12 protein-coding genes are annotated in these 15,990 nt (G+C 67.8%); 1 reads left to right on the forward strand and 11 read right to left on the reverse strand.

Features of this window, described 5'->3' with window-relative positions:
* Positions 1 to 41 precede the first annotated feature (41 nt).
* Complete coding sequence (locus tag IT359_08885) at positions 42 to 1,736, reverse strand: beta-lactamase family protein (GenBank protein ID MCC6929089.1); 1,695 nt, start codon at positions 1,734 to 1,736, stop codon at positions 42 to 44.
* Between the two features lie 246 nt (positions 1,737 to 1,982).
* Here IT359_08885 and IT359_08890 point away from each other — a divergent pair, with 246 nt between their 5' ends.
* The gene (locus IT359_08890; GenBank protein MCC6929090.1) at positions 1,983 to 3,842 is read left to right on the forward strand and encodes a M20/M25/M40 family metallo-hydrolase; all 1,860 of its coding nucleotides are present in this window, start codon (positions 1,983 to 1,985) and stop codon (positions 3,840 to 3,842) included.
* On the opposite strand, the gene IT359_08895 is transcribed toward IT359_08890, so the two are convergent.
* The 10 genes from IT359_08895 to IT359_08940 form a co-directional block, all read right to left on the reverse strand.
* Positions 3,775 to 4,395: an SCO family protein gene (locus IT359_08895; protein ID MCC6929091.1), complete on the reverse strand. Its 621-nt coding sequence runs from the start codon at positions 4,393 to 4,395 to the stop codon at positions 3,775 to 3,777. The genes IT359_08890 and IT359_08895 overlap by 68 nt on opposite strands.
* Positions 4,392 to 4,871: a copper chaperone PCu(A)C gene (locus IT359_08900; GenBank protein ID MCC6929092.1), complete on the reverse strand. Its 480-nt coding sequence runs from the start codon at positions 4,869 to 4,871 to the stop codon at positions 4,392 to 4,394. The genes IT359_08895 and IT359_08900 overlap by 4 nt, the downstream gene beginning before the upstream one ends.
* Positions 4,868 to 5,863, reverse strand: a complete 996-nt coding sequence (locus tag IT359_08905; protein ID MCC6929093.1) for a c-type cytochrome — start codon at positions 5,861 to 5,863, stop codon at positions 4,868 to 4,870. The genes IT359_08900 and IT359_08905 overlap by 4 nt, the downstream gene beginning before the upstream one ends.
* Before the next feature lie 85 nt (positions 5,864 to 5,948).
* Positions 5,949 to 6,419 carry a hypothetical protein gene (locus IT359_08910; GenBank protein ID MCC6929094.1) on the reverse strand — a complete coding sequence of 157 codons (471 nt, stop codon included), beginning with the start codon at positions 6,417 to 6,419 and terminating at the stop codon, positions 5,949 to 5,951.
* A gap of 419 nt (positions 6,420 to 6,838) precedes the next feature.
* Positions 6,839 to 8,161, reverse strand: a complete 1,323-nt coding sequence (locus IT359_08915; GenBank protein ID MCC6929095.1) for a M20/M25/M40 family metallo-hydrolase — start codon at positions 8,159 to 8,161, stop codon at positions 6,839 to 6,841.
* A 44-nt stretch (positions 8,162 to 8,205) separates the two neighbouring features.
* Positions 8,206 to 9,615, reverse strand: a complete 1,410-nt coding sequence (locus tag IT359_08920; GenBank protein MCC6929096.1) for an amino acid permease — start codon at positions 9,613 to 9,615, stop codon at positions 8,206 to 8,208.
* The gene (locus IT359_08925; GenBank protein MCC6929097.1) at positions 9,612 to 10,430 is read right to left on the reverse strand and encodes a BtpA/SgcQ family protein; all 819 of its coding nucleotides are present in this window, start codon (positions 10,428 to 10,430) and stop codon (positions 9,612 to 9,614) included. The genes IT359_08920 and IT359_08925 overlap by 4 nt, the downstream gene beginning before the upstream one ends.
* Before the next feature lie 3 nt (positions 10,431 to 10,433).
* Positions 10,434 to 11,258 (reverse strand): hypothetical protein, encoded by an 825-nt coding sequence (locus IT359_08930; protein ID MCC6929098.1) that lies wholly within the window; start codon positions 11,256 to 11,258, stop codon positions 10,434 to 10,436.
* A 213-nt stretch (positions 11,259 to 11,471) separates the two neighbouring features.
* A complete protein-coding gene (locus tag IT359_08935; GenBank protein ID MCC6929099.1) occupies positions 11,472 to 12,821 on the reverse strand; it encodes a hypothetical protein in 1,350 nt (449 codons plus the stop codon).
* 52 nt (positions 12,822 to 12,873) lie between these two features.
* Positions 12,874 to 15,984 (reverse strand): SusC/RagA family TonB-linked outer membrane protein, encoded by a 3,111-nt coding sequence (locus tag IT359_08940; GenBank protein ID MCC6929100.1) that lies wholly within the window; start codon positions 15,982 to 15,984, stop codon positions 12,874 to 12,876.
* Positions 15,985 to 15,990: the final 6 nt, after the last annotated feature.

The following is a 15,990-nucleotide window of genomic DNA, read 5'->3' on the forward strand; positions in this document are numbered from 1 at the left end:
CTCACCGGCGCCCCTGTTGCAACATCGAGCGCGTCGCTCAATCAGGGAAGACGTTCGAATCGTACCCCGCGCACGCGGCCATCGGCGAGGGTGAAACCGCTCACCATTCCCGCCTTGTTGCGCGTGAACTGCACGGTCGCGCCGAAGTTGGCCACGAAGCCGTCGCGAAACGCCGGGACCATCGAGGCGCCATCGAGCTTCCGGTTGAAGACGGCAAGCGTCGAGTCCTTTACCGAGAGGTCATAGCGGACGTCGAGCTCCTGGCTGTAATAGGATCCGGCAAAGGAGGCCAGCGTGGCCGAGTCGGCCGTGAACGGCGCTTCCTTGCGGTAGAACAGCTCGCGGGTGGAGCGCGGCAGTTGCGTCACGCCAACGGTGTTTGCACCTGACGACCGGAGCACCAGCGCTCCCGGGCCCAGGCGCAAGGTGGTGTCGCTCGTGGGCGTGAGCGTGCGACCGTCGGCCAGCTTGATCGTCTCGCCATCGAGCCGGATGCGGAGGACGGACTGGCTGATGGTGTCCCGGTAGGTACCGACCCAGCGCTGCCGGAGTTCCGCGGAGATCGGGCGTTCCACCGTGTCGACCATCGCCACGGCGCTCGGAGCGCTGCTCCCAAGCAGGACGTCGGCGACGTTACGCAGCAGGGCGTTAGGTACCGCGCTGGCGGCGTTGCAGAGCACCGCGATGGCGATGCCGCGCCCCGGGTAGCGCTCCACTTGCGCGCGATAGCCGGCGTCGGCGCCGCCGTGGCCGACGGCCGACAGCCCGCGATAGGTGAGGACCGAGAGGCCGTAGCCATAGTTGGCCGGCGTTCCGTCGTTGAGCGTGGCGCTCGTCTGCGCCGCGGCGACGAGCGACTTGCTCCCCACCATGGGCGAGTCGAGGTTGGCCATCCACTTGAGGAGGTCGCCCGCGGTGGTGAAGAGCGACGTGGCCCCGTACGTGTCGAAGACGGGGATCGAGATCTTCCACCCGCCGTCCCGGCGCGGTTCGTACGCCGAGGTGCGTCCAAGGACAATCATCGCGTGATCGTCATGGAAGTGCGTCGACGTCATCCCTAACGGTTCGAAGATCCGCTCCTGCGCGAACTCGCGCAGTGACTTTCCGCTGACGCGCTTCACGATCACCGCCAGCAGTGTGTAGCCGGTGTTCGAGTACACCCACTCCGCGCCGGGCTTGAAGTTCGTCCCCTTCTGCCGGGTGACGATGCGCATCACGTCCTGCTCGGTGATCAGGTCCTCGGGGAAACGCCAGCCGGCGTAGCCGAGCAGCTGCCACTGGTCGCGCAAGCCGCTGGTGTGATGGATGAGGTGGCGGATGGTGATCGTGGTGCCGTAGTCGGGTATCTCGGGGATGAACTTGCGGATGTCGTCGTCCAGCGTGAGCCGACCGTCCTCGGCCAGGAGGGCCACCGAGTAGGCGGCGAACTGCTTGGAGATCGAAGCGACGTGGAAGATCGACTGCGGCGTGATGGCGATCGCGTGTTGCAGGTCGCTCATGCCGTACCCGCGGGCGTAGACCTCGCGAGCATTCTGCGAGATGGCGAGCGAGCAGCCGGGGGAGTCGGTGCGATCCCATCGGGCGAAGACGGCGTCGATCCGGGCGCGTGAATCGGCGGAGAGCGGCGCCTGCGCCGTTGCCGCTGCTGGTGCCGTTACTGTTGCCGCTGTGGGGACAAGGAACAGCGCGAGGCGCAACGCGGACGGAAGGATCCGTGGAAGGAACGACGCACGCATGTCGGTGACTCGAGCGGGGGTGACTGGACGGGGCGATCGCCGGTGGGATGCGCAGCCGGTCGCACACGATGATGCGGCACGATTCGGCTTTGCGCGAGGGCGAGCCGACGCGACGTGGCGGCGATTCGCGGGGATCGCCAACGCGCCGTTCGTTGCGACAACCTGACGGCGCGGCCACTGGCGGGCGGCGCGGGGTGGTGCGAGAGTGCAGGGAGCGTCGTCGCCTCACTCCGTCACGAACCCTCCATGCATCGTCAACCCATGCTCCGCCAGCCACAGTTCCGCCGCATCGCAGGTTCCGCGCGCCTCGTGCAGGCGTTGGCGGTGGTCGCGCTTTCGTTCGTCGCTGCGCCGCTCGCGGCGCAACAGGAAGTGGTCGACTCCACCACGCTGCGCCAGCTCTACGCCGACGAGATGGCCAAGGGCGAGGTGATGTCGATTGCCAGTTGGCTCACCGACGTGCACGGCCCGCGCCTCACCGGGTCGCCAGGCGCAAGGGCGGCGGGGGAGTGGGCGGTGAAGACGATGAAGGAGTGGGGGCTGGCCAACGTCGGCTTCGAGTACTGGAGCCCCAAGTTTCCCGGGTGGCGCAACGACCATCTGACGTTGCGCGTGGTGGCACCGCTGGCGTTCGACGTCGCCGTGGCGCCGCGCGCCTGGTCGCCGAGCACCAGGGGAGCGGTGAAGGGGGAGGCGGTCGTGGCAATGCTGGGCTCGTGGGGCGATACGGCGAAGTACGCCGGGACGCTCAAGGGGAAGTTCGTCCTCCTTGGCGCGGCGCCGACGCTCGCGCCGCACGCCAAGCCCGACGCCAAGCGCTACTCTGACGAGGAGCTCGACAAGATGGCCGGCGCCGGCGTCCCCGACCCTCGCACGGGTGGCTTCGCGATCCCGCGCGACCCGGCGGCCATGGGAAACATGGCGCGCCGCTTTGGCGGAAACGCCTTCCGTCCGGCGAACGACACCGCGGCGCTGCGCTGGTTCGCGAGGCAGGGTGTGGTGGGGATCCTCCTCCCCGCGCGCGGCGACGATGGGACCATCTTCACCGACAACGGCTATCCGCGAACGGCCGGCGTGGCGCTGGTGCCGATGGTGCACGTGGCGGGGGAGCACTACGGGCGCATTGCGCGCATCCTCGAGAAGGGCGTTCCCGTCACGCTCTCGCTCGACATGGCCAATACCCAAACGCCGGAAGCCGAATCGTTCAACATTGTCGCCGAGATCCCGGGGAGCGATCCGGCGCTCAAGGACGAAGTCGTGATGCTTGGCGCGCACTTCGACTCGTGGCATGCGGCCACGGGGGCGACCGACAACGCCGCGGGGTCTGCGGTGATGATGGAGGCGATACGGTTGATCAAGGCGAGCGGGCTCAAGCCGCGCCGCACCATCCGCATCGGCTTGTGGACCGGCGAGGAGCAGGGCTTGTTCGGGTCGCGCGAGTACGTGGCGCGCCACTTCGGCGAGCGCGTCTTCAGGAGCGACTCGTCAGGCTTTGCCCCTACCGATACCGTGCGGGCGCTGCCGGAGTACGAGAAGCACGCCGGCTACTTCAACGTCGACAACGGGACTGGGCGCATCCGCGGTGTGTATCTGCAGGGGAACACGCAGGTGCAGGATGCATTCAGCGCCTGGATCACCCCGTTCAAGGACAAGGGAGTGACGACCGTGACGCCGGCCAACACCAGCGGGACCGACCATCAGGCGTTCGACGCCGTCGGGCTGGGCGGGTGGCAGTTCATCCAGGACCCCGTCGACTACGACACGCGCACGCACCACTCCAACCAGGACGTGTACGAGCGGCTGGTGCCGGACGACATGAAGCACAACGCCGCGGTGGTCGCGGGCTTCGTGTGGCAGGCGGCGCAGCGGTCGACCAAGCTGCCCGGGAAGGCGGGGTGGCCGGTTGTGGTGAGCGACAAGAAGGCGAAGGCGGTGTCGGAGTGGGGGGGGCGAATTCTGGGGGTCGAATTTGGGGCGAATTTGGGGTCAGAGTCAGCGAGAATTTGGTTCGCTGACTCTGACCCCAAACGGCGGATTCTCAACTGGCGTCGGCGAGGATCTCCCGAATTCCCTGTACGATCTCGTCCGCCGTCGCCTCGTACTTGAGAATCAGCCGTACCCGCCCGTCGCGGTCGAGCGCGTAGAGATTGGTCGAGTGCGTGACGGTATACTTGGCCGCGGAGTTGGGCGTGGGAATGATTTGGTACGACGCCCCGTACAGTCTCACCACGGGGTCGATCTCACCCCTGCTTCCCGTCAATCCCAGCGCGTCGAGGTTGAAGTTCGAGAGGTCGAGCTTGAGCACATCCGGCGTGTCGCGCTCCGGATCGACGGTGATGTAGAGCGTCTTGACCTTGTCGCGATCCTCGCCGAGCAACTGCGCCACCGTGGTGAGCTTGGAGAGCGTGGTGGGGCAGACGTCGGGGCAGAACGAGTAGCCGAAGAAGATCAGGACGACCTTGCCGCGCTGCGAGGCGAGCTCGAAGCGCTGGCCGTTGTGGTCGGTGAGGGTGAAGTCGCCGCCGATCGGCTCGATGGGGAGCGAGGGCTTCTTCGAGCATCCCGTGCTCGCGGCGAGCAACGCGAGCGCGAGGAGCGCGTTGCGCGCCTGACGAGCCACGTGCCTCGCGCCTGGCAGCGGCACGCAGCAACCGTTCATCGCATCCCTCCCATCTTCCGCACCTCGGCGGCCACCTGGAGCTTTGTGCCATCGTCGAGGGTGAGCGTCACCTGCACGGTGTCGCCGGCGGCCAGCGGCTTCTTCACGCCGAAGATCATCAGGTGCAATCCGCCCGGCCTGAGCTCGGCCTTCCCGCCCGCGGGGATGGCGATCTGCTTCACGGGCGACATGCGCATCATCTCGTTCTCGCGAATCATCTCGTGCAGCTCGAGCGTGTCGGCGACTTCGGTTGAACCGCTGACGAGGGCGCGGGCCACCGTTCCCTTGTTCTCGAGGGTCAGGAAGATACCCGTCACCTTGCGGCCGGCGGGGACTTCGCGGACCCAGGCATCGTGGGCTGTGACAGAGATGCCCTGCGCGTCGACACCTGCCGCCGACAGCGTGCATAGCGCAACGGCGCCGACGAGGGCGCGTGTGATGTTCGAAAGCGTGATGTTCGAAAGCGTGATGTTCATGGGAGCGTGGATGATGAGGTGTTTGGTCGAGCCAGTGAAAGGACGTACAGCGCCAGCGAGCGGCGCTGCGTCTCGGAGAGGTGTGGATAGCGCGGCATGGAGCCGCCGTTGGGAATACCGGTGCCAATGGTCTGGGCGATGGCGCGTTCGTCGAGCCCGGTGCGGAAGGCCGCCGCGGCGCGGAAGTCACGCGGCGGTGGGTTGAGCGTCACCGCCACAGGTCCATCACCGTGGCCGTTGAGGCCGTGGCACGAAATGCACCCGTTGGCCGCGTAGAGATCACGCCCCGCCTGCACTGTCGCTTTGGGATTGCGCGCGCGGTTCGGCACGCCCGGAGCTGCATCGAAGGAGCGCACGAACCAGCGAGCCACACCACCGGCGATGGGTGCGGTGAGCGCCGAGTCGAGCTGCGCATACTCGACCACGCGCGCGTACGTGCTGGACGCTGGCGCGCGCGCAAGACGAACCGAGACGAGCGCCGTGTCGCCCGCGAGGAGTTGATGTGCACCTGGCGTGATGACGGCGAAGGTGCCGTTGGGCTCGAGCGCGACGCTTGTGCCCGCCTCGAGCGGCACGCGCTCGACACGCACCTGTGCTGCGTCCGCACTGGTATCGCGATCGGCGACATGGAAGGCGTGATCGCGATGCCGCGCGAAGATCACACCGCCCGCGCCCTCCACCGCGGCGCCGACGATCGTGTCGGTGACCGTCCCGCTGTTTCGCACGGTGAAGTACAGGGTCGGCGGAACGCGACCATTGCCCGCGACGATGATCGCCCGCTCCACGACGACGACGCCGTGGCTCGTGCACGCAACGAGTACCGCCGTCAGGAGCAACGCCGTCGCCCCCGCGACGCGCGAGAGAACACGCATTGCACCAGGGCGGCGCGCACTGGTGACGGGCGGATGTTCGTTCGAGGTACGGTTGAAACGCGATCGCGCGCGGCGCGCCATGTAGGTGCGCCTCAACGCGACCACCATCGGCATTCGCATGGAGGTTCCGGACGACGGGCGTTCCGTTGCAGACGGATGCCTGCGAGGCGCGCCGTGTCGGGCGCACACTCGTCAGGCGCGGACGCTACGAGGCCAGGGACGGAGGCGGCCCGTTGCCGAACGGGAGGAGATGCGCGTCGCGCGAGTCGAGCTGGAGCCCCGTATCGCGGATTGCGACCGGCGCGACGCGGAACTGCAGCGCGTCGGGGAGGCGAATGCCCTGGGCACCGAGGGCGATCGACGGCGCGACGCAGCAATGACCGACGCAGGTGCAGGGGGCGCCTGCGCTTCCCTCCTCGGCCGGCCCTTTCGATTCAGAATGCGCCGAGGGTGCGACTCCGTGCCCGGCGTGGGCGTCGTGCGCCGCATGCGCCGCATGCGCGTCGCGCGGCTGGTGCCCGCCCGCCGCAGCAGCCGACGCGCGCCGCCCTCCATCGTGGTCCCCCGTCGAACAACAACGGAAGGCCCCCCCGACGGATGGCGCTCCGACGAGGAAGAGGAAGAGGAGCCCAGTCCTCAGCAGGCGCGACGCGAACAGACGGCGGAAATCACGCATCCTGATGGCGATGATTGCCGGCAGTGGGCCGCCCCGTCAAGGGAGCTTCCCCCGGCGCGGCGCGAGGGGAATGGTGGGGGCGCCTTTGGGACGAACCGATCGTTCTGGGACGAGCTAGGCCGACTTGGGACGAGTTTGGGGTCAGCGAATTTGGGGTCAGCGAGTTTGGGGTCAGAGCGAGTTTGGGGTCAGAGTCACCGAGAAATTGGTTCGGTGACTCTGACCCCAATTCTGTGCTGACCCCAATTGGTGCCGATTGGTGCAAGCGGCTGGCAGCTCACATCCCGGGAAATCCGCTCGCCCGCAGCCGGTACGGGGGTTCGAACTTGGGGTCAGAGTCACCGAGAAATTGGTTCGGTGACTCTGACCCCAATTTGGCTGACCCCAACTGGTGCCGATCGGTGCAAGCGGCGGCCCGCTCACATCCTGGGAAATCCGCCCCCCCGCAACCGATACAACAGCACCGCCGCCCGTTTGGTCAGCGGCGCCAGCATGTTGAGGTTCGCGGTCTCCTTGTCGGTGTGATCGTCCCACCCGGCCAGGCCGATCCCGTCGATGGCCGAGGCGACGAACGGGGCGACAAAGGAAACGTCGGCGGCGCCGGCCTTCGAGGGGTCGACGGCCACCACCGCGCCAAACCCCAGGTCGCGGCTCCCCTGGTCGTAGCGCGACAGCAGCGCCTTGTTCCCCTCCGACGGCGCCATCGGCGGATACCCGTCCTCGAAGATGATGGTCGACGAGGTCCCCGGCAGCGGCCGCCCCACGATCTCCTGCATCACACGCTTCGCCTCCGCCAGCTGCTCGGGGGAGATGGTGCGGATGTCGCCGCTCACCTGCATCGACTTGGCGACAACATTGGTCTTGCCAGCCGCCGCACCGTCGGTGCGCGTGCTGTCGAGCGTCACCGCCGTTCCGCCTAACGCCACGCCGGGGTTGAAAGTCAGGTATTGCTGCGAGGCGAGGCGCTCGCGGAAGGCGTTGAGCACGCGCGCCGATTCGTAGATGGCGCCGAAGCCGACCTCGTCACGGAAGATCTGCGACGAGTGCGCCGGATTCCCGGTCGACGTGAGCACCCACCCACCGGCGCTGCGGCGCGCGATGACGGCGGTCTTCGGGTCGCCCGAGCCGTCCTCGAAGCCGAGGGCATACTGCGTGGTCTTCGCGATGTCGCGGATGTCGCGACGCGCCAGCTCCTGCGGCGATCCCTCCTTCTCCTCGTCGCCATGCATGATGACGGTGATGTGCATGTCCTTGAGCGCCCCGGTAGCCCTGAGCGCCTTGAGGGCGTAGACGATGATCACGTCGCCCCCTTTCATGTCGATGATCCCCGGGCCGCGCGCGGTGCTGTCGGTCAGGCGCTCGAACTTCTGGAACGGGTGCGACGGCTCGAACACGGTGTCGAGGTGCCCGATGAGCAGGATGTGCGGGCCACTTCCCTCATGCTCGGCGATGAGATGGCCGGCGCGCTGGAACGGTGCGCCATCGACCCACCGCGTGGTGAAGCCAAGGGCATCGAACTCCTTGCGCATCACGTCGCCCACTGCGCGCACGCCGGCAAGGTTCATCGTCCCACTGTTGATGTTGACGATGCGCTCGAGGAGGGCAAGCGCCTCGCCGTTGCGCGCGTCGACGGCGCGCGCGATGGCCTGCTCGGCGGGGGCGAGCGACTGGGCGCCGGCGTTAGGCGCGACGGCGCACCACAACAGGGCGGCCGTACCGAGGACGCAACGTACGCGAGGCAAGGCGCGGGGCAGGGCGCGAGCGATCGACATCGGCTGAGTCAGGGCTACTTGTGTGAAGACTTCACGTGCACCAGCCACCAGTATACCGGAATACCCGTCATCGCGAGCGCGGTCCCGATCAACGTCTCCAGCGCTCGCGCGGCGACCGCGCTCACCAGGAAGGCAACCATCACCACGATGTACACCACCGGCGTGAATGGGTAACCGGGAGTGCGATAACCGCTCGATTCGGGATAGCGCCGGCGTAACCGGAAGATTGCCGCGACCATCAGGATGTTCATCGCCTGGAACGGGACGACGAAGAAGTTCACCAGGCGCGAGAAGGAACCGAAGAAGAGGAGCGCGGCGATCGACGTCGCGGCGGTGAAGAGGATGGCGATGTTGGGCGTCGCGGTGCGCGAGGCGACGCGCCCCATCCTCGCGAAGAACCAGCGCAGCGCCCCGCGCGACTCCGCGGCGTGCGCCTCGGCCATGGTATAGAAGAGGCGCGGGAGGGTCATGACCAAACCGCCGAGTGCGCCAAAGATGGACACCATCATCAGGACATCGAGCCAGGGGCCGCCGCGCGAGCCGTAGGCGGCGGTGGCCACGGTGGAGGCGATCGTCGCTGGCGCTGCACGCATCTGGGCGAGCGGGATGACCCGCAGGAACGCCACGTTGACCGCGAGATAGAGCAACGTGAGCGCCCCGACGCCGATCGCCATCCCGAGCGGGAGGTCGCGCCCCGGGCGGCGCACCTCGCCCGCGACGTGCGAGACGTCGATCCATCCATCGTACGTGAAGAGGACGGCGGCGACACCGAGCCCGACGAAGCGGAAGAAGGCGAGCGGGCCGCTCCCGTCAGGCGCAGCGGTCGGTGCGCTCACCGACGCACCAGTTGGCGCCGCCAGGAACAACGCGCCGGCGATGAGGGCGACGATACCGGCCACCTTCACTGTCGTCACGTGCACCTGCACGCGCCCGCCCCAGTTCACTCCCGCCAGATTGATGGCTGCGAAGAAGGCGATGGCCGCCGCGCCCCACCACACCGGTGCGATCTCGATCGACGAGCCCACCACGCGCTGCATGAACTCGCCGAAGGCAATCGCGATCCCCGCCACCGATCCCGGTCCGCTCACCCACAGCTCCATCCACACCAGCACAAAGCCCCACAGCGGTGAGTACCCCTCGCGCAGTACGTGATACGTCGCCCCCGCGTGCGGGAGGAGGCGGCACAACTCGGCGAGCGTGAGCGCGCCGCACAACGTGATGAGCCCGCACAACGCCCAGATGAAGTGCACCTGCCACGGATGCTGCGCCACCGCCGCCAGCTCTCCCGGCGTGAAGAAGACGCCGGAGCCGAGCATGTTGCCGGCGACGAGGGCGACAACTGCGGCGAGGCCGAGCTGGCGCTTGAGGGCGCCGTCGTTGCGGCTGGCGCGTCGCTCGTCGCGGCTGCCTGACGAGTCGCTCACGCGTCCGGCGCCGACGAGCCGCCAGGGAGGGCTCGCACGGCCTGCACCAATTGCGTCACGTGCGATTGCACCACGCGATCGCTGTGATGCGGTCCGCTGCGCAACGACGTCCCGACTATCGCGCCATCGGCATGCGGCATCAGCACCGACGCGTTCTCCGGCGTGAGCCCGCTCCCGATGAGGACGGGGAGCGAAGTGGCGCGTGCCGCGCGCAGGTCGTCCGGGTCGGGGCCGATCCCCGTCTCTGCACCGCTGATGATCACCGCGTCACTCCCCGCCGCCGCCGCCTCGCGCGCGGACTGCGCCAGCGGCTTGGGGCCATCGAGCATCGTCGTGTACTTCACCTGCAGGTCGGTGTACAGCTGCACGTGCTCGGCCCGGATGGCTTGGCGATAGGCGAGAATCGCCTCCGGTTCGGGCTCGAAGGGGCCGAGCTTGGTCATCACGCGGTCGACAAAGAAGTCGATGCGTATGAACTGCGCCCCGGTCATCGCGGCAATGGCGAGCGAGGCGCGCCAGTCATTGAGCAGTACCTCCACGCCGATGGGGATCTTCGCGTGCGCAACGACCTCGCGCGTCACGCGCGTCATTGCGGCGTGAACCTCGGCCCCCCCAACCATCGTGTGCGGCTGGTCGAAGTCGTTCTCCACGAGTGCACCGTCGGCGCCGCCGGCCTCGAGTCGTTCCAGGTCGCTGAGCGCCGCGGCGATCACGGCGTGTATCGACGTGAAGGCCGGGTATCCCGGCATTGGCGGGAGCGCAATCATCCCGATCACCGGGCGCGCCATGGGGAAAAGCGTGCGAAAGCGGCTCACAGCCTAACGCTCATCGGCAAAGGCTCCCAGGTGTCGGATGACGCGCGCCGCACGCGCCGCGCCGGCGCGCATGGCGGCGGGGATGTCGCGGTCCTTCGCGTACGCCACGGAGAAGGCGGCCTGATAGGCGTCGCCGCAACCCGTGCTGTCGATGCACTCCGCCGCCGGCACCCGCACCGCTGAGGTGAAGGTCATCGCCCCGTTCACCAGCGCCGTGCTCCCGCTTGCCCCGTGCGTGACGACGAGGACGCTACGGCGCCCACGACTGAGCGGCAAGAGCTGCTCGACGTCATCCATGGATGCGCTGAGGAAAAGGATGTCGAGGTCGTCCATGAGCGCATCGAGCGCCCCATGCGCATCTCCCAGGTCGGCGCCGTCGAGCAGGTCGGCCACACGGAGCGCGCTCACGTCGCGCAAGGCATGCACCGGTGCAACGAGTGGAAGGACCTGCCTGAAGTACGGGACGGCGATGATGTCGGCGGAGCGCAGCATCGCCATCGCTGCGTCGTCGAGCCGGAAGTCGGCGAGCACGCCCTCGTCGTACCCCCCAGGGAAGATCCGCTCTCCGCCAGCCACAAGCCGTATATCCTGCGACGCCGTTCGCCCCGGGCGCGCCGCCACGTGCGTGGCGTCGACGCCTTCACGCGCCAGCGCCGCGCGCACCCGAGCACCCGCATCATCGTCTCCGGTGCAGCTGACGAGCGACGCGCTGGCAGCGCCGGCGCGCAACGCATGCACGGCGAAATTGAGCGATATCCCGCCCACGCGCTCCGTGCCCCGCTCGACGTAGCGGTCGATGGTGCATTCGCCGACGGCGGCGACGCGCATGACGCGGGGAGCGGTTCGGTGAAGGGAGGAGGCGCGACACCAACCCTGCGCGCCGACGACGACAACCTACCGCGTAACTCCGCCGACGGCGAGGCACTCCCGAAGGTGCTCCCGAGGGCGCTCCCGAACGCACTCCCCCAAACGACACGATCCCCGGAAGCCGCATCGGCTTCCGGGGATCGCTGCTGACGGGATCGGCGTTGCCGCGCGCTGCTACGGCGTCGTCGCGGTGCAGCCGGTGAACGCGGGGTTGTTGCGCTCGGCCTGCGCCGGGATCAGCACGAGGTCGTTGCCATAGGCGCCCCCCTTGAAGTACGGCCCATTGGGGTACACCGAGGTTGCAGCGCGCTTGTAGTCCTTCACCAGGCGCCGCATGTCGCCCAACCGATGTGCCGTTCCCCAGAACCAGAAGGCGCGTTCGCGGAACAGGAGGTCTTCACGAGCGGTGGTCGACCCCGGATCGGTGAGCGGCGTCAGCGCGGCGAGCGTCCCCCGCGCGTCGTTCACCTTGGCCAGCCACCCGGTGGCGTCGCCCGCCTTGAGCAGCGCCTCCGCCTCGATGAGCCGCGCCTCCACCCCCGTGGCCAGCGGCACGGACGCGTTAGCGGTGGCGAAGACCGTCTGCGTGAAGTGGATCGCGCCATCCTGGCCCGCACGCGGCGTCGGTGTCCCGGCGGCGTTGCGGATCACGGTGACGCGCGGGTCGCGCGCCGAGATGTAGTCCATCCCCACGCCACCCTCCTTGTCGGCGGGTGCGTAGTTGAGCGTCCCGTTCATCCAGTCGTAGATCGCGTTCACGACCGACGTGGACGAGTACGACACGTTGAACACGAAGTTGCTCGGCACGCTCGCCACCGCGGTCGCAGCCTCGCTGTAGCGCGCGAGGTCGGTGAGCACGCGGCCTCGCCCCACCGCGACGAGGTTCCGGAACGGCTGGTCGGCGGTGGTGGTTCCCAGCGTCGTTGCCGCTGTGTCGAAATAGGCGACGGCGCGCGCGAACATCTGCGCGGTGGTGAGGATGTCGGTCTGCGGATCGAGGTCGTTGGCGTTGGCGACCGGGATCCCGCTGCAGTAATTCTCGCCGAGAATGACATAGGCGAAGCCCTGCAGCGCGTACAGGTGCCCCACCTGCGTCGCCTTGGTCGCCTTCTCGGTGGCCGTCCCCTCGGGGGCGAACTCCTTCAACGACTTGATGGCGCGGATGGTCTGCGTGGTCGACTGTCCCACGAAGGCCCACGTGGTGCTGAGCGGTTGCACCGCTTCGTTCTGTGCGCGGCTGTCGAGGTGTTCGGTTCCACCGCGCGCGGACTCGATTTCGTCGGTGAGCATGCCGCTGGTGATGTTGACGCCGTGGAACGACCCGCCGTAGTCGCCGCCATAGAAGGCGGCGAAATTGCCGATCGCCGAGGCGCGCAGCGCGGCCGCGCCCACGGCGCTGGCCGCCTTGTCGGGAGTGATCTGGTCCGGGGTCTGCACGTCGAGCATGCTCGAGGTGCTGCACGCGGCGCTGGTCCATGCGAGGGCTGCGGCCGCGAGCACCGTGGAGAGTGATCTATTGGTCATCGGTTGGCTCATTCGGTTGGCTCATGTCGATGAGGATGCACCGGGCAACGCGTCAGAACTGGATGTTGACGCGGGAGATGAAGTAGCGAAGCGGCGGTTGGGCCGTGAGTTCGCTGTTGCCTCCACCGGTGTTGGCGACGGAGTTGTTCGACTCCGGGTCGATGCCCGGGTACTTGCTCCACGGATAGCCCAGGTTGCGGGCCGCGACGTTGATGGACACGGAGCGTGAGCGCAGCCAGCGCGCCGCCAGGTTGGCCGGCAGCGTGTAGTTTGCCGAAATCTCGCGCAGCTTCATGAAGTCGTTACGGACGTAGTAGCCCCAGACGGTGCGCTTGCTGGAGCTGTTGGCCGCCGTGGCCGCCGCCTGGTCGGCGAGTGACGCCTTGGGGTCATTGACGGCCTGGCAGTTGCCGCTCGACTGGCAGCGCCACTCCTCGTACTGCCACCGCTTGTAGAAGTCGCCGCGGTAATCCATGAGCACCGACAGTTGCAACGCGCGATTGAGGAAGCCCAGCGTGGTGCTGAGCCCCGCCTCGCGCTGAGGCAGCGAAGAGCCCTTGTAGGCCAGGGCCGACGACACGACGATCTCGTTGTCGCCAATGAGTCCGTCGCCATTGGCATCGGCGAACGACTCGATCTTGCGGTCCCACAGGCCAAAGAGCGGATAGCCGACCTCATTGCGCGCACCGGGCGTCGTGGGCAGCGGGACACTCCCGGCATCGACGAGCTTGTTCTTGAGGAGCGAGCCGTTGGCGTGGAGGTCGAGCGAGAAGGCGCGGCTGCGCAGCACCGCCACATCGACGGTCAGTTCGGTGCCGCGATTCTCGACCGCGGCCAGATTCTGCCACTGCGTCGGCGAGCCCGACCCGATCGCCGTGCCGTACGACGGCGGGAGCGGGCGATTGTACAGCGCGTCGCGCGACAGCTTGCGGAACATCGTCGCCTCGACGTTGATGCGTCCATCGAGGAAGCCGACGTCGAATCCGCCTTCGACTTCGGTGGTGACTTCGGGTTTCAGGTCCTGGTTGCCGATGGAGGCGAGGCGTAGCCCAGGCTCATCGGCCGACGTCCCGGTCGGGAAGGCGGCGGCACCAAGGAACTGAAGCGCGGCGATGGTGCTCGGCTGCACGCCGGCCTTGCCGTACGCGGTGCGCAGGCGCAGGCGATCGACGCCGGGGAGCTTCGGGAACCACGCTTCGTCGGAGATGACGTACGAGACCGCGGCGCGCGGATAGATCGTGCGCTTGGCCTCGCGCCCGAAGGCGGAGGTCTGGTCGGTGCGCATGGCCCCGGTCAGGAAGAGGCGATCGCGCCACGACACCGCTTCTTCGATGAAGGCGCCGTAAGTGGCTTCCTCGGAGGTGAACTCCCACGACTCGCGCTGCCGCGCCGAGTTTGGGGTGGATGCACCTGGCGGGAGGCCATAGCCGCGTCCCTGCGACTGGTACAGCGCGTCGAAGAAGCGCTGCGCGCCCACTGACGTGCGCAGCGAGATCTGGTTGGTGAAGTCCTTCGTCGCCGTCGCGCCCACGTCGAGCGTGTAGCGCGAGTTGTTCGAGCGGTCGTAGTCCTTTCCCCCTTCGTTGGAGATGGGGCCCCACGACACGCCGACCTGCGGCCCCTGTCCCCTGAGTTGCTGGCGATAGCCGAACGAGTTGGTCTGGTCGAGCCCGACGACGGCGCGGGCGGTGAGCCAGCTGTACGGTTGCCAGTTGAGCGCGCTGCTCGCCGTGAAGCGATCGTCGCGCAGCTTGCCCTCGACGCCAAAGACGTCGCCGACGAACTCGCGCTGCAGGCCGTTGGTGGCGTTCTTGAAGCCGGGCCCCGTCATGTACTGGAACGTCATCCCGGCAAAGAACGTCCCCTCGAAGGCGTTGTAGAGGTCGCGCCTGATGTAGCCCGAGTTGACGTCGAGCGTGAGGTTGGGACGGATGCTGATCGAGAAGTTCCCGCGCATCGCGGCCATCGTCAGCTCATTGGGATTGATCTCCCGGTCGGTCGGGCGCGAGCCGCGGAGCGTGGTGATGCGATTGATCTCGTAGTCGGGCATCGTGTACGGGCCCACTTCGTTCTGGTACTCGCCCGAGAGGAAGTAGCGCAGTTGGTCGCTCCCTCCCGACACCTGCAACCCCGTGGTGTAGCGCGGTTGCGTCTGGAAGGGATCGGTCTCGGCCGCGGTCCACGGGTTGTAGCTCGTCACCGAGTCGACGACGCACGCCTTGCGGGCGGCCGCGAAGACCTTGCACTGCACCGGGCCACCCACGCGCTGGCCGGCTGCGTTGAGGTTGGTCCCCCATCCCTGGTAGTTGGAGGTGAAGCTCGCCGGCTGCGACACGGCGCCCCCCTCCGCGAAGATCGTCCACTTTGGTGCGCCGACCGTGCCACGCTTGGTGCGAATGACAATGACGCCGTTGGCGGCGGCCGTTCCGTAGAGCGCCGCAGCCGACGGTCCCTTGATGACGTCGAGTGATTCGATCTCGTCCGGATTCAGGGTGCCCAGGCGGTTGACGCGAATCGAGCTGAAGTTGCTGGCCGCCGGTGAGTTGTCGAAGCGGATACCGTCGATGATGATGAGCGGCTCGTTGGTGAGCGAGAGCGAGGAGGCACCGCGAATGCGGATCGAGCTCGAGGCACCGGTCTGCCCCGTCCCCTGGATGACCTGCAGCCCGGCGGTGCGCGCCTGCAGCAGCTCGTTGACGTTTGTGATGGGCGCCTTGCCGAGGAGTGAGTCGGCGTTGACGGTTGCCACGACGTTGCCGAACGACTTCTTCTCGACGTCGCCGGTGGCGGTGGTGATGACCTCGGCGAGCTGCGTGGCCGCGCGCGTGAGCGCGATGTCGGCCGTGACCTCGCCACCCGCGGGCACCACGACCTGCTGCGTGACGCTGGTGTACCCGATGCGCCGCACGCGCAGCGTGACGGTTCCGGCAGCAACGCCGGAGACCACGTACTGCCCTGTGGCGCCGGTGGCGGCTCCCAGGGTGGTGCCCACCACTTGTACCTGCGCGGCCGGGAGCGCCGACTTGTCGTCGGCGTCGGTGATGCGGCCGCGTATGCGTCCGGTCTGTTGCGCCGTGAGCGGCCCTGCCATTGTCGCGATCGCCATCGCGACGAGTGCCGCCAGATGCCACGATGCGCGTCTTGCTGAGACGTACCGCTGCATGCCTCC

It is taken from the genome of Gemmatimonadaceae bacterium (assembly GCA_020852815.1).
GTDB lineage: Bacteria > Gemmatimonadota > Gemmatimonadetes > Gemmatimonadales > Gemmatimonadaceae > SCN-70-22.

Bases quoted from the DNA above. Each gene is read 5' to 3' on its own strand.
- IT359_08885 (MCC6929089.1), bottom strand. From the start codon at position 1,736: ATGCGTGCGTCGTTCCTTCCACGGATCCTTCCGTCCGCGTTGCGCCTC.
- IT359_08890 (MCC6929090.1), top strand. From the start codon at position 1,983: ATGCATCGTCAACCCATGCTCCGCCAGCCACAGTTCCGCCGCATCGCA.
- IT359_08895 (MCC6929091.1), bottom strand. From the start codon at position 4,395: ATGAACGGTTGCTGCGTGCCGCTGCCAGGCGCGAGGCACGTGGCTCGT.
- IT359_08900 (MCC6929092.1), bottom strand. From the start codon at position 4,871: ATGAACATCACGCTTTCGAACATCACGCTTTCGAACATCACACGCGCC.
- IT359_08905 (MCC6929093.1), bottom strand. From the start codon at position 5,863: ATGCGAATGCCGATGGTGGTCGCGTTGAGGCGCACCTACATGGCGCGC.
- IT359_08910 (MCC6929094.1), bottom strand. From the start codon at position 6,419: ATGCGTGATTTCCGCCGTCTGTTCGCGTCGCGCCTGCTGAGGACTGGG.
- IT359_08930 (MCC6929098.1), bottom strand. From the start codon at position 11,258: ATGCGCGTCGCCGCCGTCGGCGAATGCACCATCGACCGCTACGTCGAG.
- IT359_08935 (MCC6929099.1), bottom strand. From the start codon at position 12,821: ATGACCAATAGATCACTCTCCACGGTGCTCGCGGCCGCAGCCCTCGCA.
- IT359_08940 (MCC6929100.1), bottom strand. From the start codon at position 15,984: ATGCAGCGGTACGTCTCAGCAAGACGCGCATCGTGGCATCTGGCGGCA.